Below are 15,979 nucleotides of genomic sequence, written 5' to 3'. Positions count from 1 at the left end.
CTCCGGTTCGCCGCTTCCGACTCTGCGGGGATACTCGAACGCTCTTGTCTCTGCGGCGGTGGAGCTGCTTCGCCGGAGGTGGCTGCACCGCCGCGGCCGGGCGGCCTTTACTTGTGGGCGCTGATCACGCCGCCGTTGCTGAGCACGATGTACACGCCGTTGGCGTCGACCCCGACGTCGTGTCCCTTCGTCTCCAGAGTGGCGGCCACGCCCTCGAAGCCGATGATCTGCGCGCGGTACCGCAGCTCGCCGACCTTCGTGACCTTGGCCTTCCAACCGCCCGCGAGCTTGAAGGTGCCCGGTCCCTGGTGCTCGCCGCCCATCCAGGAGTGGACCTCGCCGCCCATCGTGAGCACGACGAACATGCCGTTGGCGTCGAGCCCGGCGTCGGCGTCCTGCCCTGTCGTCTCCATCGTGGCCACGACCGAACCGTGGCTGACGATCTTGGCGCGGTAGCGCTGGGAGCCGAGGTCGTAGATCTTGGCCGTGCTGCCGTCCACCAGGGTCTGGGTGCGGACCGGGGATGCCGCATTGTTCGTGGCGGACTGCGCGCCGCCCGACTGCTTGCCCGCGGCGTCCGCCTTGGTGTCGGCCTTGGCGCCGGTGCTCGCCTTGGCATCGGAGCTCTGCACTCCGGACCAGCCCGAGGCGGTGGACTTGGCGGCGGCAGAGCTTGTGCTCGTGTGGCCCGCGGACTTCGCGTCGGCGGCGTCCGAGCCGGAGCAGGCGGTGAGGGTGAGGCCGGCGGCTGCGGTCAGGGCCGCGGCGGCAATGCGCAGGGTGCGGCGACGAGCGGTGCGAACACTGGTGCTGGAGCTCATTTTCGGGTCCCCCGGGGCGGTCGGTGTCGTTGGTTCTCGATACGTCACCCACTCTGACCGGGGCCGCTATTGCAAGGCTGCCACTCCGCTAACGACCGACTGACACGGGTGTGAGCAGTGAGGACGCCAAGGAGAAACCGAGATACTTCGGGAGTTTCTCCAATGGGGAGTCGCGGCTTCAAGCCGAAGCGCAGCGGCGCGAAGGTCGCCGTCATCGCCGGGGCGATCGCCGCGACGGTGGGGGCCGGCGGGTACGGCGCGTACAGCCTCATGAGCACGAGCGACAGCGCTTCCGGCGAGAACCAACCCGTACCGGTGAAGACCGGCCCGCCCAGCGCGGTCGAGGTCCGCGCCACCGCGCGGGACTTCCTCGACGCCTGGGCGGCGGGCGAACCGGACCGCGCCGCGGCTCTGACAGACGACCGTGAGGCCGCGGCGACCGCGCTGACCGGCTACCGGAAGGACGCCCACATCGCAAAGGTGTCTCTGAAGCCGGGCACGCCCACTGGGGCGACCATGCCGTTCAGTGTCAGCGCCGAGATCTCGTACGAGGGAAAGCGCGCCACCTGGACGTACGGATCCGAGCTCGGCGTGGTCCGTGAGAAGAAGACGGGCAAGGTGTGCTCTCCAAAGGCACGCCGGGCACTCTCCGTACGACACTCGACTCGAAGCTCCAGACGATCACCGAGAAGGCAGCGGGAAAGCGCCCGAAAGCCGCGGCGGTCGTCCTCGACTCCTCCACGGGCGAGATCCTCGCTGCCGCCAACTCCCCTGCTCACGGCTTCAACACGGCCTTCCAGGGCTCCTTCGCCCCCGGCTCCACGATGAAGGTCATCACGTCGGCGCTGCTGATCGACAAGGGCCTCGCGGCCTACGGCGAGCCGCACCCCTGCCCCAAGTACGTGACATACGGCGGCTGGAAGTTCCAGAACGACGACAAGTTCGAGATCAAGAACGGCACCTTCGAGCAGAGCTTCGCCCGCTCCTGCAACACCGCCTTCATCAGCCAGGCCGAGAAGCTCGACAACGACGAGCTGACCAAAGAGGCGCGGGACGTCTTCGGGATCGGGCGGACCTGGGGGATCGGCGTGCCGAGTTTCGACGGGGCAGTGCCGGTGCAGACCGGCGCCCCGACGGCTGCCTCGCTGATCGGCCAGGGCGGAGTCCGGATGAACCCGCTCACCATGGCGTCGGTGGCGGCCACCGTCCGTTCGGGAGCTTTCCACCAGCCGTACATCGTCGACCCGTCGGTCGACAACCGGCAGCTCGCCAAGTCGTCCCACCCGCTGTCCGCGGACACCGCGAAGCAGCTGCGCTCCCTGATGCGCCTGACCGCGACCTCCGGCACCGCGGCTGAGGCGATGGCGGGGCTGGACGGGAAGATCGGTGCGAAGACCGGATCGGCGGAGGTCGACGGGCAGAAGAAGCCCAACGGCTGGTTCACGGCCTACCGGAACGACCTGGCCGCCGCAGCGGTCGTCCCCGCGGGCGGGCACGGCGGATCTTCGGCGGGCCCGATCGTCGCGCAGATCCTGCGCTCGGCGGACTGAGCTGCGGTAGGCGAGCGCAGGGAGCGCACAGGTAGACGAGACGTCGCGGCAACGTCGACCTGGCATCCCGGGGCGGCCTTCACGGCCGCGGTTGAACCAAGCAGCTCCGGTGCCGGTCGGGGCGACGGGTCGGTCAGAGCCCGCTTACGGAGCCCCGTCGGTCTCCATCGCCTCAAGCGGTGGCTAGGGTGCTGGTGCGAGCAAGATGTGAAGGGTCGAATTCCGTGAACATGCGTTACGAAGCCCACCTGCGCCAGGCTGGGCGGTGGTGGAACGTCGACATTCCTGAACTGGCTCTCTACAGCCAGGGGCGCACTCTGGGGGAGGCCGAGGCTCGCGCCCGCGACATCATTGCAGGGGCGCTCCAGGTGCCGGCTGACGACATCTGCGTGGATCTGGTCATCCCGGAGGCAGCAGGCCCACTGCAGCATGTCCGGCAGGCTCGCGCCGAACTGATGACGGCCATCGCCGCAGAGCAGCAAGCATTGGGCGAAGCCGTCCATGTTCTCGTCACGCAGCTCGGTCTGAGCCAGCGGGACGCGAGCCGGATACTGGGCATCCCGCAGGAGCACGTCTCTCACATCGTTGGCGGCCAACTCTGACGACCTGAAGTGGCGCAGCTCTGCGGCCATGATCGCGGTGCCCCGGGCCCCAGCAGCCATTCCTCGGCGGTTCACCGACCACGTAAAACGACCTGACGCTACCCCTCTCGGGGCCGCCGGCCCCTTCTTCCCCTTGGCTGCGGTCTTCTCCTTGGTGGTCGGGGGAGTCGGCGGTGCGTTGTCTGCAGAGGGCGTGACAGCGGTCGATTTCCCGTGCCGACGAGGTTGGGGAGGTGGAGGGAGAGGGACCGTCCGGGGACGATTTTGGCGCCGGGGGCGTGGGCGAACCGTCACACACTCGCTTCACCAGCGTCCAGCAACAGGCTTTGGCTAGCAGAACCAGCCTCGAAAGGACTTCTCGCCCTCCTCCGCGTCGGAGTTCCGCCGCGCCACCACCGCCAGCAACCGCTCGACCGAGCGCTGCCATACAGCGGCACGCGTCGGCTCTCCGGCCTGCGCCCACGACGGGACGTAACGCTTGCGCCGCCGCGGCTGGTACGGAGGACGGTCCGGGGCGTCGGCCGCCGAGCCGAAGAAGTCCCCGCCCTTGCGCTTGAAGCCGTCCGTGCCCCACGCCTGCCTCTGGCGCTGCTCGGCCGACGCCTTCTGCAGGTGCGGAATGTGCTTGGCGCAGTGGATGTACGCCTCCTCAACCGTGATCTCGACCCACAGCTGGGCTCGGCGCCCGGGCACGGGGTCGACCGGCAGCTCGGGCTGGGCGCGGCGCATCTCCTCGTCGGAAACGATCCGGGCCCGCCCATTGACGTGCAGGCCGATCCGGTCCTTCAGGAAGTCGATCATCATGATGCCGACGTGGGGGTTCTCCTCGATGTTGCCGAGGCTGGCGAGCACGCCGTTGCCCCGGTACTCGGGGTAGACCAGCGTCCTGTCGTCGAGGACCTGCAGGAAGCCGGGCGGCCCGGCCCGGAAGGTGCTGTCGCACTCACCGTGGCGGTCGGAGGTGGCCAGGAAGCACATCTCCTGGCGCGCCACGAAGTCCCGCATCCTGGTGTTGAGCCGGTCCAGGACCTGCTCGTCGTAGAACTTGTCGGCGCGTGCGGTCGTGCCCATGCGCTCCTGGAGTTCGTGCTCGCCATCGCTGCCGGGGCGGACACGGCGGTTTGCAGCGGGCATGGGATCCACCGCGGGAATCGGGCCTGCCGTGGCCATTTGGTCCGGCACTCCCACCTGGTCCTCCTCGAGCGCCGCCTGAACGCCACCGGCTGCCTCGGCGTTCACTCGTATGTTCACGTCCGCATCTCCTCCGTACCTGGTCCCGTGCCACGACGAGCTCTTCGAGGGAGTCGCGCCGTGTGCGGTGGGCCGGTACGACGTTCTCCACCAGGGTGTCGACGCCACTGCGGATCAGGCCGGGCGGCAACGTGTGGGTCACACCGACGCCGAGAGTAGATGCCGGACGCGGGCGGGGCTGGGCGGGGGGCTCCATCCCCGCCCGCGTCCGGCGTGGATCCTGCAGCCGGGGGGACCTTGGATCCGTCGTGTGCCGACGATCACATCGGCACACTCAGTTCTGCGCCGTCGGCTAATCAAATGTCACACCCGCAGGTCGAGCGAATGACGGAATTCTCGCGAGTGCCCATATCGGATGAATTGCGCTCGCCGTGTAACGCAACGGCACCCCTCCGACGCAGAGCTGAATGCGGGCGTGTGTGCAGCGACCCGTATGCGGCCACGGCAGGGGTGTCTCTCGTGAAGAAATTCACTCTGATCTGCGGCCTCTCACCCATACCGTCAAGGCGGCGCCCGCGTCAGATTGGACTCCAGTGAATAACACCCAACCCATGCCGGGAAATCAGCCATACGACCACAGCCAGGGCGGCAACCACCGCCGCGACCGCAACCGGGACGGCTCCGCAGCAAGGCGGACAGCCCTGGTCATCCACACCATCGCCGACATCGCCGCCGTGTTCCTGGGCCTGTGGATCCTGCTCTACCTGCTCGAAGCCAACCAGGCGAACGTGTTCGTCGAGTTCGTGGAGGGCATGGCGGACGCGCTGGCCTGGTGGTCACAGGACATCTTCACCATGGACACAGAGGGCGTTCGCGTCCTCCTCAATTACGGTCTGCCGGCCGTGATCTATCTGCTGGCGGGACACGGAATAGCCGCACGGATACGCCGCCTCTGACCCTGTTGCCGCCGATCCAGACCTGTGAAGAAACGAAGGCGGTTCAGCAACAGGTCTGAAACCGGGTCACCTTCACACCTTCCACAAGAATGTGGCGACGAACTCAAGGCTCCTGTACGGCGCCTCGCGTGGAACGCAGCAGGAATGAAAGAACGTCTGCCGCAGCGATGGTGTTTTGCTTCGAGGTACATGTGTAGCGCCGGTTTGGGGTTGATCCGCGGCTGAGTCGCCGCACTGGCCTGGGCGAAGAAACTGACGGACGAGGATCGCCGTGCCCGGCCCAAGCCACGTGGCCCACGCCGCCAACTGGCCGGGAACAGCATCCTGAGCAGCAGCGCCCATGCCTGCCCCGACAGCGCGCCGGTGGAGCGCGGATGAATGATCAGCGCCGAGCGCTTGGCGACAGTGCCGCCCAGCCGCAGCTGTACTGAGCACCAGCAGGTACGGATCCGGGGAGTTGCTCACTGGAGTCGTCATCTGGCGCCGGCAGCGCCTCGACGCCAGGGAAGAATGATCACGGCCAGGGCAGCCACCCCCCACAGGAGACACCCTGGCCGTGATCACACGGGCGCTGCGAGAGCGCCCGTACCCCGTTCTGCGCCGCGAGGCGCCGACGCGTTACTCAGCCGAGCAATACGTCCGCTACGTGACGTCGTATCCGCTATTCAGGCTCGCGATCGTGGGGTGCGCTCGGCGGTCAGTGACGGCTTCGGGCCGCGGCGGGGCTGGTCCCGCTCCCCCCGCAGCCCCCCGCACCCGGGCCTGGGAGAAGCACTTCACCATCGTCCGCTGGGACATGCGCGGCGCAGGCAAGACCCTCGGCCGCGGCGGCGCCGACGGCCAGGGCGAGCTGAGTTTCACCAGGATGTACGAGGACGCAGTCGAGCTCACCGACTACGTGCGCACCCGGCTCGGCGTCGAGCAGGTTCTCCTGCTCGCCAACTCCTTCGGCAGCGCCTTCGGATTGCGCCTGGCCCGCCAGCACCCCGACCGCTACAGCGCCTATGTCGGCACCGACCAGAAGATCCACGACGCAGGCCAGGACAGCACCGAGCACCTGTCCCTGCTGGCCCGGCTGCGCGCCGCCGGCAAGCGCAAGGAACTGGCCGCCGTCGAGGAGATCGGCCCCGACCTGCGCACCTGGACCCCTGAACAGCACGGCACCTACTCCAAGATCGTCGCCACCGCCGACCCGCTGACCTTCCGCACCATGAAGTCCGTGGTCATGAAGTCGCTCTGGTTCTCCCCGCTGCACACCCTCGGCGAGCTGGGCACCCTCGGCCAGGGCATGAGGCTCTCCGAGCAGATCCTCCCCGCCACCGCTGGCTTCGACGACCGGGCCGACGGCACCTGCTTCGAGCTGCCGTTCTTCGTCTTCCAGGGTGACCGGGACGTGCTCACCCCGACCGACCGCGCCCGGCGCTTCTTCGACGACGTCGAGGCCCCGATCAAGGAGTTCGCGCTGATCGAGAACGCCAGCCACTTCGCGTCCTTCCGCCACCCCGACCAGTTTCTGCACCTGATGTTGACCAAGGTCCGGCCCGTGGTCACCAGCCGGACGCACGTCGTCGCGCGGTAGCTGGCGCGGAGGGGCGGGGCCGCCGGACCAGCCCCCCGCCGACCCTCCCCAGGGAGGGGAACCGAGCGAGAGAACGACGAAGGCCCGGACCGCTGGGCAGTCCGGGCCTTCGCCTGCCCTGACGGGCAGGCGGAGGATACGAGATGCGAACTCGTGAGGGGTTGCCCCCAACACGCTTCCCAAATGTTCGTCCGGCTGTCCGGCGGTGACCGCAGGCGCCCCGACCTGCGGTGGGGCGGCTTGCTCACCAGGTTCCGGACGCTGCTGGACGGGGGTGAAGGCAACCAGAACTGCAACCAGGCGGGTCGCCTGCCGTCGCGCGAGACCGGACGGGCGGCGAGATCACGAGGTTGCCGCGGTGGGGTGGTTGCCAAGGGCGGCGGCGAGGAGGGTGCGGAGGTGGTCGGCCTCCGGAATCAGTGTGGCCTCGATTTGGTCGTCGGAGTGGCCGGCCAGGGTGAGTTCCTGGATGCGCCGGAACAGCAGACGGTCCGCCGCGGCGATCAGGGCGGCGGCGGCCCGGGGCGCGATGGCCGGGGCCGGATCCGGGGCGGTGGTGGTCAGCGCTGCGGCGAGTTCCTCCTCTCGCTGGTCGTGCAGTTCGCGCAGCCGGGCGCTGAGGGTGGGGCTGTCGGTGACCATGCGGGCGAACGCGGGGCCGGTGAAGCCGACGACGGGGCTGTGTTCCAGCAGGGCGGTGCGGAACGTCCGGCCCAGGGCGGTCAGAGGCTCTTCGCCGGGCTCGCGCTCGGCGACGGCCCGGGCCAGGCCCTGGGTGAACGCCTCGTGGTGGTCGAGGGCCAGGTCTTCCTTGCGGGGGAAGTAGTTGGTGACCGTCTTCTTGGACACGCGGGCCGCGGCGGCGATCTCGGCGATGGTGGTCTGCTCGAAGCCCTGCTCGATGAAGAGCCTGGTGGCGCAGTCGGAGATCAGCTGCCTGGTCTCCTGCTTCTTGGACTCACGGAGCCCCATCTCGGTAGTCATGGAGCAATCTTACATCCAGCGTAAAAATATGCTTGACCGACTGAGTGCCCCTGGCTAAAGTTACGTCCGTTGTAAAATTCCCCCGAGTGAACGGATCTGGATGCGCAAGCTCACTTACTTCATCGGCGCCACCATCGACGGCTACATCGCCGCCCCTGACGGCGACTTCGACTTCTTCATGCCGCACGTCACCGAGGACTACCTCCCGCACCTGATCGCCGAGTACGCGGAAACCCTCCCGACCCCGGGCCGCGCCGCCCTCGGCATCCCGGACGCGCCCAACACCCGATTCGACACCGTGCTCATGGGCCGCAGCACCTATGCCCCGGGGCTGGCTGCCGGCCTCACCAGCCCGTACGCCCACCTGCGGCAGATCGTCCTCTCCCGCTCGCTCACCGCCAGCCCGGACCAGGCCGTCGAGGTCACCAACGAGGACCCGCTCCCCCTGGTGCGCAAGCTCAAGCAGGAGGACGGGCTCGGGATCTGGCTCTGCGGCGGCGCCGATCTGGCAGGCCAACTCCTGCCCGAGATCGACGAGCTGATCGTCAAGCAGTACCCGATCGTGGCGGGCTCCGGCATCCCGCTCTTCCGAGCCGACTTCTCGCCGCGCGCCTTCAAGCTCACCGACAGCCACGTGTTCGAGGGCGGGAACCTCGTCCTCACCTACGCGAAGACGTCCGACTAGCAGCGCACCCGTCCAGGCCCCCCGCACACCATTCACCACCCGAACCTGCCAGGAGCCACCTTGCGCGTCACCGCCTCCACCCTGTCCCTCACCGTCGCTGACGTGGACGTCTCCCGCGACTTCTTCTGCACCCACCTCGGCTACCAGGTCGCCATGGCCGCCGACGGCTTCGCGTCCCTGACCCGCGGTGATGCCGCCGCCGACATCGTGCTGCTCCGCCGCGGCACCGAGGTTCTCCCGCCCGAGCAGCGCGACCAGCAGGCCACGGGCCTGATCCTCGCGCTCACCGTCACCGGCATCGAGGCCGAGGAGCGGCGCCTGCGCGAGGCCGGCGCCCCGATCACCATGTCGCTGCGCGAAGAGCCCTGGGGCGAGCGGCTGTTCCAGCTGACCGACCCGAACGGCGTCGTCGTACAGTTCGTCGAATGGGCCGCGCAGGACGAGCCTACGCAGGACGAGCCCGCGCAGAGTGAGGAGTTCGCCATGCTCGTGATCACCCCCGCCGCCGAGAACGTCACCGCGTCCCCGAACGCCCGCATGACCGGTCTGGCCGCCCCCAGCCGGGGCAGCACGGAACTCAGCACCTGGACCGTCTCGATGGAGGCGGGCCAGACCGGCCCCGAGCACGTCATCAACCGCGAACAGGTCTGGACGGTGACCGCCGGCGTCCTCGACGTCACCTGCGCCGGCCGCACCGAGAAGATCTCGGCCGGCCAGACCCTCGTACTCCCACCGGACGTGCTCCGCCAGGTCCACGCCCCGCAGGCGGCCGAGGCTCACGTCGCAATGCGTGCCGACGGTGTGGCCTCCGTGCCCGGCGCCGACGGCACCCGCGTCCTGCCCTGGGCCCAGTGACGGCTCGGCGCAGGACCGACCCAGCGCCACGCAGGACCGACCCGCCCCCTCGCAATCCCTTCTCGGACGGAGACAGCTTGTCCCTGCGCATCACCGCCCTGACCGACCCCGAGGAGACCTCCGTCGGCCGCCGCCCGGCCTGGCTGGCCTCCGACCCCGACGGCAGTCCCGCCGGGTACGCCTTCCTGCGCCTGTTCACCAGGGAGGGCCAGCGCCACCTCGCCGAACTGGACGTGTCGGTCCACCCTGCCGAACGGCGCGGGCGGGTCGGCACCCTGCTGCTCGAGGCGGCCGTCGCCGCCGCCCGTCAGGACGGCCGCAGCACCGTCATCGCCCAGGCCGCGGCCGGATCCCCCGGCGCCGCCTTCCTCACCGCCGGCGGATTTCGCGCCGCACTGGCCCTCACGTACGCCCGGCTGCCGCTGACCGACGCGGGCCTCCCCGCACCTCACCGCCCTCGCCGAGAAGCCGCACCCCGGCTACCGGCTGACGGCACTACGGCACGGCGGTGCTGCCCGAGCACCGCGGCCGTGGCCTCGCCCGCTGGATGAAGGCCGCCTCGATCGTCGAGGCCCGCGAACGCCACCCCCGCCTCGGCGGCCTGCTGACCGACACCGCCGACAACAACCCGCACATGCGGCGCGTCAACGATGAGCTCGGCTACCTGCCGACGCACACGGCTTACGAGTACCAGCTCGACCTGTAGGCCGGCGCTGCCGCCGTACGCCGCGCAGCCGCCGAATCACCGACCTGAGCCGGAATCCATGGAAAGAGGAGTACGAATGCGTGTGTTGCTGTCGGCCTATGACTCGCGTGGGGGCGTCGAACCGCTGGTGGGACTCGCGGTGCGATTGCGGGAACTCGGCGCGGAGGTGCGGGTGTGCGCGCCGCCGGACGAGGAGTTCGCGAAGCGGCTGGCCGTGGTCGGCGTGGGGATGGTTCCGACCGGCCCGTCGGTGCGCCAGTTGGTGACCGGGAAGACGCCGCCGTCGCCGGGGGGTGTGCCCCGGCGCGCGGCCGAGTTGGTCGCCGCGTTGTATGACAAGGTCACCGCGGCTGCCGAGGGGTGTGATGTGCTGGTGGCGACCGGCCTCGTGCCGGCCGTGGCCGGCGTGAAGTCGGTGGCCGAGAAACTGGGCATCCGCTACGTGTACGCGAGTTACCAGCCGGTCAGCCTGCCGTCGCCGCACCACCCGCCGATGCCGCGGCCGGGGCGGCCGCTCCCGTCGGATGTGACCGACAACCGAGTGCTGTGGGACCGGGACGCCCAGGACGCGCAGGCGGTGTTCGGCGAGGCGATCAACACCCATCGGGCGTCGATCGGCCTGCCCCAGTTGGACAACGTCCGCGACCACGTCTTCACCGACCAGCCGTGGCTGGCCACGGACCCGATCCTGGCTCCGTGGCGGCAGCCGGCGGACCTCGACGTGGTGCAGACCGGCGCGTGGGTCCTGCCGGACGAACGCCCGCTGCCCGCCGAGTTGGAGGAGTTCCTGGACGCTGGCACACCACCGGTGTACGTGGGCTTCGGCAGCATTCCCCTGCGCGATCCGGAGGACGTCGCCCGGGTGGTCATCGAGGCGATCCGCGCGCAGGGCCGCCGTGCCGTCGTCTCACGCGGCTGGGCCGACCTGGCCCTGATCGACGACCAGGACGACTGCTTCGTCGTCGGTGAGGTCAACCATCAGGCACTGTTCCACCGGGCGGCCGCCGTCGTGCACCACGGCGGCGCGGGCACGACGACGACGGCCACCTGGGCGGGCGCGCCTCAGGTGGTGGTACCCCAGGGAGGGGACCAGCCGTATTTCGCCGGCCGGGTGGCTGACCTGGGCATCGGCGCGGCGCACGACCGTCCGACTCCGACCTTCGAGTCCCTGTCAGCCGCGCTCAAGACGGCCCTGACCCCCGAGACCCGCGCGCGAGCGACCGCCGTGTCCGGCACGTTCCGCACCGACGGTGCGACGGTGGCCGCGAAGCTGCTGCTCGACGCCGCCGGCCAGGAAAAGCCATCCATGTCCGCGTGAACCACGCGACCACACACGTCGAAGGGCCCCACTGGGAACGGTGGGGCCCTTCGGCCTCGTGCCCGGTGAGGCATTGGCGGAGGATACGAGATGTGAACTCATGAGGGGTTGCCCCCAACACGCTTCCCAAATGTTCGTCCGGGGGTTCAGGGACGGGCGGGGGTGTCCTGACCTGGGGCGGAGTGGGCGCTGGGAGCGTTTGCGGACGGTGCCGGACAGCCGTGAATGCAACCAGAACTGCAACCAGAGGAGGGGACGCCGTCGGCCACGCGCGCGGATACGGCACCCGCAGCGAACGTGCCGCTTCGTTCGACGATCACGCGTCGAGTCTCCCGCAGGGGCGCGTCAACGAAAGAGGGCGCATGAACGGTCAAAGCCGGCATGCCCAAGGCCGACCGAACACTTCGAGCACAGTGCCTTTCTGGACGAGTAGTCGAAGGCTCGCTCCAGAGCCGGGCCGATACCGACCAGCGTGCCCGCAGCCGGTTGAGGAGCCGTACTCGGTCCGCAATGAGGTCAGCCCGGTGCCTGGTCAGCAGGTGGAGCTCGCAGACGAGCTCCAGCGGCGTCCACAGGGTCGTGAAGCCCCGGCCTGTCGAAGCAGTGTCGGCGATGACCAGTGCATCTTTGGCATCGGTCGTCCACCGCTCCGAAACCGTGATCAACCTCGCGATGATCGACCTCATAAGCCGCAGGCTCACCCGCGAAACCACCCCGAACTGGCGGTATGCCTGAACTCCGAGTGCGTCAGTCGAATGCGTGGGCCCGCTGATGCGGACCAAAAGGACCGAAGCTCAGCCCGCTCTCATCGAGGGCATTGAACGGTTGCCCGGCTCGCCTCGAAGACGAAGCACACGCCAACGTTCCCAGTTCGACCCCCTTGAGGGACAGACCCCGCAGAGCACCCGTGGAGGACATGGTCAGCGCCTACATCAGGAAGAAGCGCACTTCACCCCGCCCTGTCACCGCCCAGCCGCCAACACCTCGCGCCGTCACCCGGTGGGTTCTCAGCCGACCAGAGACCCTCACCGACACCGAACACATCCGGCTGAAGGAAGTCCTGGCCCACTGCCCTGAACTCGAAGCCCTCACCGGCCATGTCCGGTCCTTCGCCGAAATGCTCACCGAGCGCCAAGGCCACCGTCTCCCGCAATGGCTCGACGCCGTCCGCAGCGACGACCTGCCCAGCCTTCACACCCTCGCGGCCGGCATCGACCGCGATCGCGACGCCGTCATCGCCGGACTCACCTTGCCCTGGAGCTCTGGCGCAGTCGAAGGCCATGTCAACCGGATCAAGATGCTCAAACGCCAGATGTTCGGCCGCGCCGGCTTCGACCTCCTCCGGAAGCGCGTTCTCCTGGCGTGATGAGCCCGGGAGGAAATGCTAGGCGGGCTGGACCAACCGAGGCGAGAATGACGTGGTGCTGATCGTGAATGCCGTCCTGGAAACCCCAGACACCGTTGACTTCTCTTTCTGGCCGGTGGCTGACCTGCCTCCGTACCAGTTCATGGCTCTGTCAGGCAGTATGTCCCCGCTCGAAGTCGGCACCGCGACGGCCATGCTGGCTGACTACAACTCGCGGACAGGTGACGACGATCGCCCCCTGACGGACGCCGGCGAGGCGATTCGCCGCCTGCTCGAGACAGACAAGGTCATCGCACCAGGAGGCTTGCGCGTCCACGACACCCGAACCAACGTCACCGTCCGGCCAGGATGTTGTTGCGGCCTGGAGGACTGGCGCGAGTGGCTCGACGTCGCAAACGGAGAGACTCTGTGGCTCGGCCATGACCCTTCACCAAGGCTTGAGCACGCCGACGAGGCCGTGCAGCTGTGGCCGGACGGAGCGGACGCTCAAGAAACTCCTTCCGGGCTGCCCATCGAGATCATGGTGGGTGACCTACCGGCAATCCTGCAGACCGTGCAAGAGGGACTGCAAGGCTTTCTCTATCTCACCAAGCAGTGGGCCACTCGCCACGTTCCGACTCTCGCCGAAGACCTGACAGCCAGACTCGACGAAGATCTGGCCATCAGCGCACCACTGCCAGATACCAGCGGCCAACACGCAACGTAACCGATCACGAAATCTGTGCCAGAACCTGACTCACGACAGCAGTTGTTCGCGGCTGCGGGAGGCACCTGCAGCGCCGAGGTTTCGTTTTCGACGGGTTCGGAAGGCACCCCGCCCAGAGCCACTCAAGAATCGAGCACGGCGGCGACGGCCTCGATCTCGACGAGTTGATCCTTGTAGCCGAGCACCGTGACACCCATCAAGGTGCTGGGCACATCATGGTCAGCGAACGAGTCCCGGACTACCTCCCAGGCGGCCACCAGATCCTCCCGCCGGGCGGATGCGACGAGAACCCTTGTACTGATGACGTCCTGGAGTGACGCACCCGAGGCGGTGAGAGCAGCCTGCATGTTCTCGATGGCTTTCACTGCCTGGCCTGCGTAGTCACCGATCGCTGCCGTGGAGCCGTCGTCGTTCAGGGGACACGCCCCGGCGAGGAAGATCAAGCGTGACTCGGCGGGCGCCGTGGCCGCGTAGGCGTACTCGGCAACGTCGGACAGGGATGTGGAGCGGATCAAAGTGATGGCACGAGGCACGGCCGTCGGGTCCTTTCTCATCAGGTGTTGAGCGCGGACCATCCTGCCAAGGGCCTGTTGGCTCCCGCCTTCCCTTTTTCTCGTCGGCCTACGACAACGCCGTCACTTCTGCTCGACATTCACGAACCGGGTGATCACCAACTGACTCCGGAACCCATCGAGAAACGCCGCTCCTGGAGATCGACGAAGCCAGTCCTCCTGTACCGCGATGGGTGCGCACGTCCAGCACGTCGTCCCCGCACCCGCGGGTAGTCCTGGGCGGGCGTGGCCGCGGTCGGTGCGCTGGCGGTCGTCCCCGCACGCGCGGGGGTAGTTGGATGGGTAGGACTGAGTACTACAACGACCCCACCGCCCCGAAAGCGAACACCCTCATCCCCGCCGGCAACCTCCTCGTCGTCGACGACACCAGCGCGATCCTGCTTCAGCGCCGTCGCGACACGCTGAATTACCGGAGTTGGGTGCCCTCTTCGTTGAGTCACTTCCAGTGCCCTGCCACATCGGGCACCGAGGGAGCGATACCGGGGGTTCTGGGACGCTCGGACACTCCCGCCCGCAGGAGACGACCTGCGCACCAGCGCCGTGCCCCCCTGCTTACGCCGGAAAGGGCTACCGTCGCCTCACCCGACGGCCGGCTGTTCGCCACCGTGCAGCAATCCGAGCCCAGCTGCCAGATCAAGGTATGGGGCAACCGCAGCCGGACCCAGCTGGCGTCCCACTGACGGGTCCCGTCGACGGGGCCCGTCAACGAGATCGTCGAGATCGCGTTCGCCGTAACTCCGTTTCCAGGGAGCCCGAGTACATAGCAAGGGCGTCGACGCGGGTGAAGCAGCGGCGCTCGGGTGGCCATGGGCAGATGATGTTGCCGTAGGCGGCGTCAGGGGAGGTATGGGTCTGACTGCACACCCCTTCCAGCGCCGTGCGGAGCCGATCATGCTGGCCCGGTGCGGCTAGGAACTCGGCGATGACGAAGAGGGACATGGCCCGGGGTCGCCTTCAAGAGTGGCGGGCGGGGCCGCTGCCCGCGCCGGAGACTGTGATCGCGGTGGCGATCTCCTCGATGTCGGCAGGGGTCAGCTCCAGCGAGCCCGCTCCGATCCAGCCGTCCACCTGGGCGGCCTTGCGCGCGCCCACGATCGCTCCGGTGATGCCGGGCCAGGCGAGCACCCAGGCGATGGCCACCTCGGCCACGGTGCGCCCATGGCGTTCAGCGATCGGCCGCAGCGCCTCGGCGAGCTGGAGGTTGGCGGTCAGGCCGGTCATGAAGTCGTGGTGGGCGGTCCGCCAATCCTCGGCGGGCAGGCCGGCCACACGCTCGGCGGAGAAGGCCCCGGTGAGCAGGCCGGATTGCAGCGGCGAGTAGACGATCACGCCGGTCTCGTGTGCGCGTGCCCAGGCAATCTCAGCGGCGGACGACCGGTTGATCGCCGAGAACGGCGGCTGGATGACGTCGACGTGGGCGATCTGCTCGGCTGCCTGGAGCAGGTCGGGCGTGTGATTGGAGAGCCCGATCGCCCGTACCTTGCCTTCGGCCTTCAGGTCGGCCATGACCTGCCAGTACTCCTCCAGCGGCGTGGCGTTGGGCGACACCGCTCCGAAGCCGCCACCGGCGTACTCCAGCGATTCGCCGGTGTCGGGATAGTGCACCTGGTACAGGTCGATGTGGTCGACGCCCAGCCGCCGCAGCGAGTCATCGAGCTCGCGGCGGACGCTGCCCGGCTTCATGATCCGCCGAGGCGCGGCCGACGGATTGTCCGGGTCCCAGACCAGGCCGACCTTGGTGAAGATGTACGGGCGATCGGCCTGCGGCAGGTCGGCGATGGCCTTGCCGACCAGTTGCTCCGAATGGCCCAAGCCGTACACCGCGGCGGTGTCGATCCAGTTGACGCCCGCGTCCAGCGCGTGGCGGATCGCGGCGACCGACTCGGCGTCGTCCGTGGCGCCCCAGCTGAAGGTCCAGCCCGAGCCCGACACGGCCCAGGAACCGAAGCCCAACCGGGTAATCTCCATGCCGGTACGGCCAAGCATGACAGTCATAAGTGATGCGCTCCCGTGAATCAGAATGCCGGAACCGTTCCGGCGGATTCAACTCTCGGCGTTCCACGCGAGGTCAGGCAGTGCCCGGCGCTG

General features: G+C 68.5%; 12 protein-coding genes and 6 pseudogenes. 12 read left to right on the top strand and 6 right to left on the bottom strand.

Annotation, left to right across the window (positions count from 1 at the left end; translation table 11 throughout):
• Positions 1-107: 107 nt before the first annotated feature.
• Positions 108-821 carry a hypothetical protein gene (locus WAB15_RS04705; protein ID WP_407285430.1) on the bottom strand — a complete coding sequence of 238 codons (714 nt, stop codon included), beginning with the start codon at positions 819-821 and terminating at the stop codon, positions 108-110.
• Positions 822-983: 162 nt separating this feature from the next.
• Between WAB15_RS04705 and WAB15_RS04700 the strand changes: the two are divergent.
• Both WAB15_RS04700 and WAB15_RS04695 read left to right on the top strand, forming a co-directional pair.
• Positions 984-2,371 (top strand): annotated as a pseudogene (locus tag WAB15_RS04700) (penicillin-binding transpeptidase domain-containing protein).
• 224 nt (positions 2,372-2,595) lie between these two features.
• Positions 2,596-2,973 (top strand): hypothetical protein, encoded by a 378-nt coding sequence (locus tag WAB15_RS04695; RefSeq protein WP_407285429.1) that lies wholly within the window; start codon positions 2,596-2,598, stop codon positions 2,971-2,973.
• 330 nt (positions 2,974-3,303) lie between these two features.
• Here WAB15_RS04695 and WAB15_RS04690 read toward each other — a convergent pair whose 3' ends face one another.
• Positions 3,304-4,107: a pyridoxamine 5'-phosphate oxidase family protein gene (locus WAB15_RS04690; RefSeq protein WP_407285428.1), complete on the bottom strand. Its 804-nt coding sequence runs from the start codon at positions 4,105-4,107 to the stop codon at positions 3,304-3,306.
• A 668-nt stretch (positions 4,108-4,775) separates the two neighbouring features.
• On the opposite strand from WAB15_RS04690, the gene WAB15_RS04685 reads away from it, so the two are divergent.
• Complete coding sequence (locus tag WAB15_RS04685; RefSeq protein ID WP_407285427.1) at positions 4,776-5,120, top strand: hypothetical protein; 345 nt, start codon at positions 4,776-4,778, stop codon at positions 5,118-5,120.
• 556 nt (positions 5,121-5,676) lie between these two features.
• Positions 5,677-6,699, top strand: a complete 1,023-nt coding sequence (locus WAB15_RS04680; RefSeq protein WP_407285426.1) for an alpha/beta fold hydrolase — start codon at positions 5,677-5,679, stop codon at positions 6,697-6,699.
• A gap of 342 nt (positions 6,700-7,041) precedes the next feature.
• Here WAB15_RS04680 and WAB15_RS04675 read toward each other — a convergent pair whose 3' ends face one another.
• On the bottom strand, positions 7,042-7,671 hold the full coding sequence (locus tag WAB15_RS04675; RefSeq protein ID WP_407289161.1) for a TetR/AcrR family transcriptional regulator: 630 nt from the start codon (positions 7,669-7,671) through the stop codon (positions 7,042-7,044).
• A gap of 112 nt (positions 7,672-7,783) precedes the next feature.
• On the opposite strand from WAB15_RS04675, the gene WAB15_RS04670 reads away from it, so the two are divergent.
• The 4 genes and pseudogenes from WAB15_RS04670 to WAB15_RS04655 all read left to right on the top strand — a co-directional run bounded on the left by WAB15_RS04670 (position 7,784) and on the right by WAB15_RS04655 (position 11,247).
• A complete protein-coding gene (locus tag WAB15_RS04670; RefSeq protein ID WP_407285425.1) occupies positions 7,784-8,368 on the top strand; it encodes a dihydrofolate reductase family protein in 585 nt (194 codons plus the stop codon).
• Positions 8,369-8,428: 60 nt separating this feature from the next.
• Complete coding sequence (locus WAB15_RS04665) at positions 8,429-9,223, top strand: VOC family protein (protein ID WP_399144648.1); 795 nt, start codon at positions 8,429-8,431, stop codon at positions 9,221-9,223.
• A 77-nt stretch (positions 9,224-9,300) separates the two neighbouring features.
• Positions 9,301-9,929: pseudogene (locus WAB15_RS04660) on the top strand (GNAT family N-acetyltransferase).
• 76 nt (positions 9,930-10,005) lie between these two features.
• Positions 10,006-11,247: a glycosyltransferase gene (locus WAB15_RS04655; protein WP_407285424.1), complete on the top strand. Its 1,242-nt coding sequence runs from the start codon at positions 10,006-10,008 to the stop codon at positions 11,245-11,247.
• A 417-nt stretch (positions 11,248-11,664) separates the two neighbouring features.
• Here the strand turns inward: WAB15_RS04655 and WAB15_RS04650 are convergent.
• Positions 11,665-11,885 (bottom strand): annotated as a pseudogene (locus WAB15_RS04650) (transposase); the annotation flags it as partial.
• A 4-nt stretch (positions 11,886-11,889) separates the two neighbouring features.
• Here WAB15_RS04650 and WAB15_RS04645 point away from each other — a divergent pair.
• The 3 genes and pseudogenes from WAB15_RS04645 to WAB15_RS04635 all read left to right on the top strand — a co-directional run.
• Positions 11,890-11,982 (top strand): annotated as a pseudogene (locus WAB15_RS04645) (IS5/IS1182 family transposase); the annotation flags it as partial.
• A 184-nt stretch (positions 11,983-12,166) separates the two neighbouring features.
• Positions 12,167-12,613 (top strand): annotated as a pseudogene (locus WAB15_RS04640) (transposase); the annotation flags it as partial.
• A gap of 52 nt (positions 12,614-12,665) precedes the next feature.
• Complete coding sequence (locus WAB15_RS04635; protein WP_399144650.1) at positions 12,666-13,319, top strand: hypothetical protein; 654 nt, start codon at positions 12,666-12,668, stop codon at positions 13,317-13,319.
• 122 nt (positions 13,320-13,441) lie between these two features.
• Here the strand turns inward: WAB15_RS04635 and WAB15_RS04630 are convergent, their stop codons facing one another.
• On the bottom strand, positions 13,442-13,852 hold the full coding sequence (locus tag WAB15_RS04630) for a RidA family protein (protein ID WP_399144652.1): 411 nt from the start codon (positions 13,850-13,852) through the stop codon (positions 13,442-13,444).
• Between the two features lie 317 nt (positions 13,853-14,169).
• Here WAB15_RS04630 and WAB15_RS04625 point away from each other — a divergent pair.
• Positions 14,170-14,292: pseudogene (locus WAB15_RS04625) on the top strand (NUDIX hydrolase); the annotation flags it as partial.
• A 553-nt stretch (positions 14,293-14,845) separates the two neighbouring features.
• Here the strand turns inward: WAB15_RS04625 and WAB15_RS04620 are convergent.
• Positions 14,846-15,886 (bottom strand): aldo/keto reductase, encoded by a 1,041-nt coding sequence (locus WAB15_RS04620; protein WP_407285423.1) that lies wholly within the window; start codon positions 15,884-15,886, stop codon positions 14,846-14,848.
• Positions 15,887-15,979: the final 93 nt, after the last annotated feature.

The organism is Streptomyces sirii (genome assembly GCF_045690365.1).
Taxonomy (GTDB): Bacteria; Actinomycetota; Actinomycetes; order Streptomycetales; family Streptomycetaceae; genus Streptomyces; species Streptomyces sirii.
This window is presented reverse-complemented; position numbering and strand designations above follow the sequence as displayed.

Bases quoted from the DNA above. Each gene is read 5' to 3' on its own strand.
- WAB15_RS04705 (WP_407285430.1), bottom strand. From the start codon at position 821: ATGAGCTCCAGCACCAGTGTTCGCACCGCTCGTCGCCGCACCCTGCGC.
- WAB15_RS04690 (WP_407285428.1), bottom strand. From the start codon at position 4,107: ATGCCCGCTGCAAACCGCCGTGTCCGCCCCGGCAGCGATGGCGAGCAC.
- WAB15_RS04685 (WP_407285427.1), top strand. From the start codon at position 4,776: ATGCCGGGAAATCAGCCATACGACCACAGCCAGGGCGGCAACCACCGC.
- WAB15_RS04675 (WP_407289161.1), bottom strand. From the start codon at position 7,671: ATGGGGCTCCGTGAGTCCAAGAAGCAGGAGACCAGGCAGCTGATCTCC.
- WAB15_RS04670 (WP_407285425.1), top strand. From the start codon at position 7,784: ATGCGCAAGCTCACTTACTTCATCGGCGCCACCATCGACGGCTACATC.
- WAB15_RS04655 (WP_407285424.1), top strand. From the start codon at position 10,006: ATGCGTGTGTTGCTGTCGGCCTATGACTCGCGTGGGGGCGTCGAACCG.
- WAB15_RS04620 (WP_407285423.1), bottom strand. From the start codon at position 15,886: ATGACTGTCATGCTTGGCCGTACCGGCATGGAGATTACCCGGTTGGGC.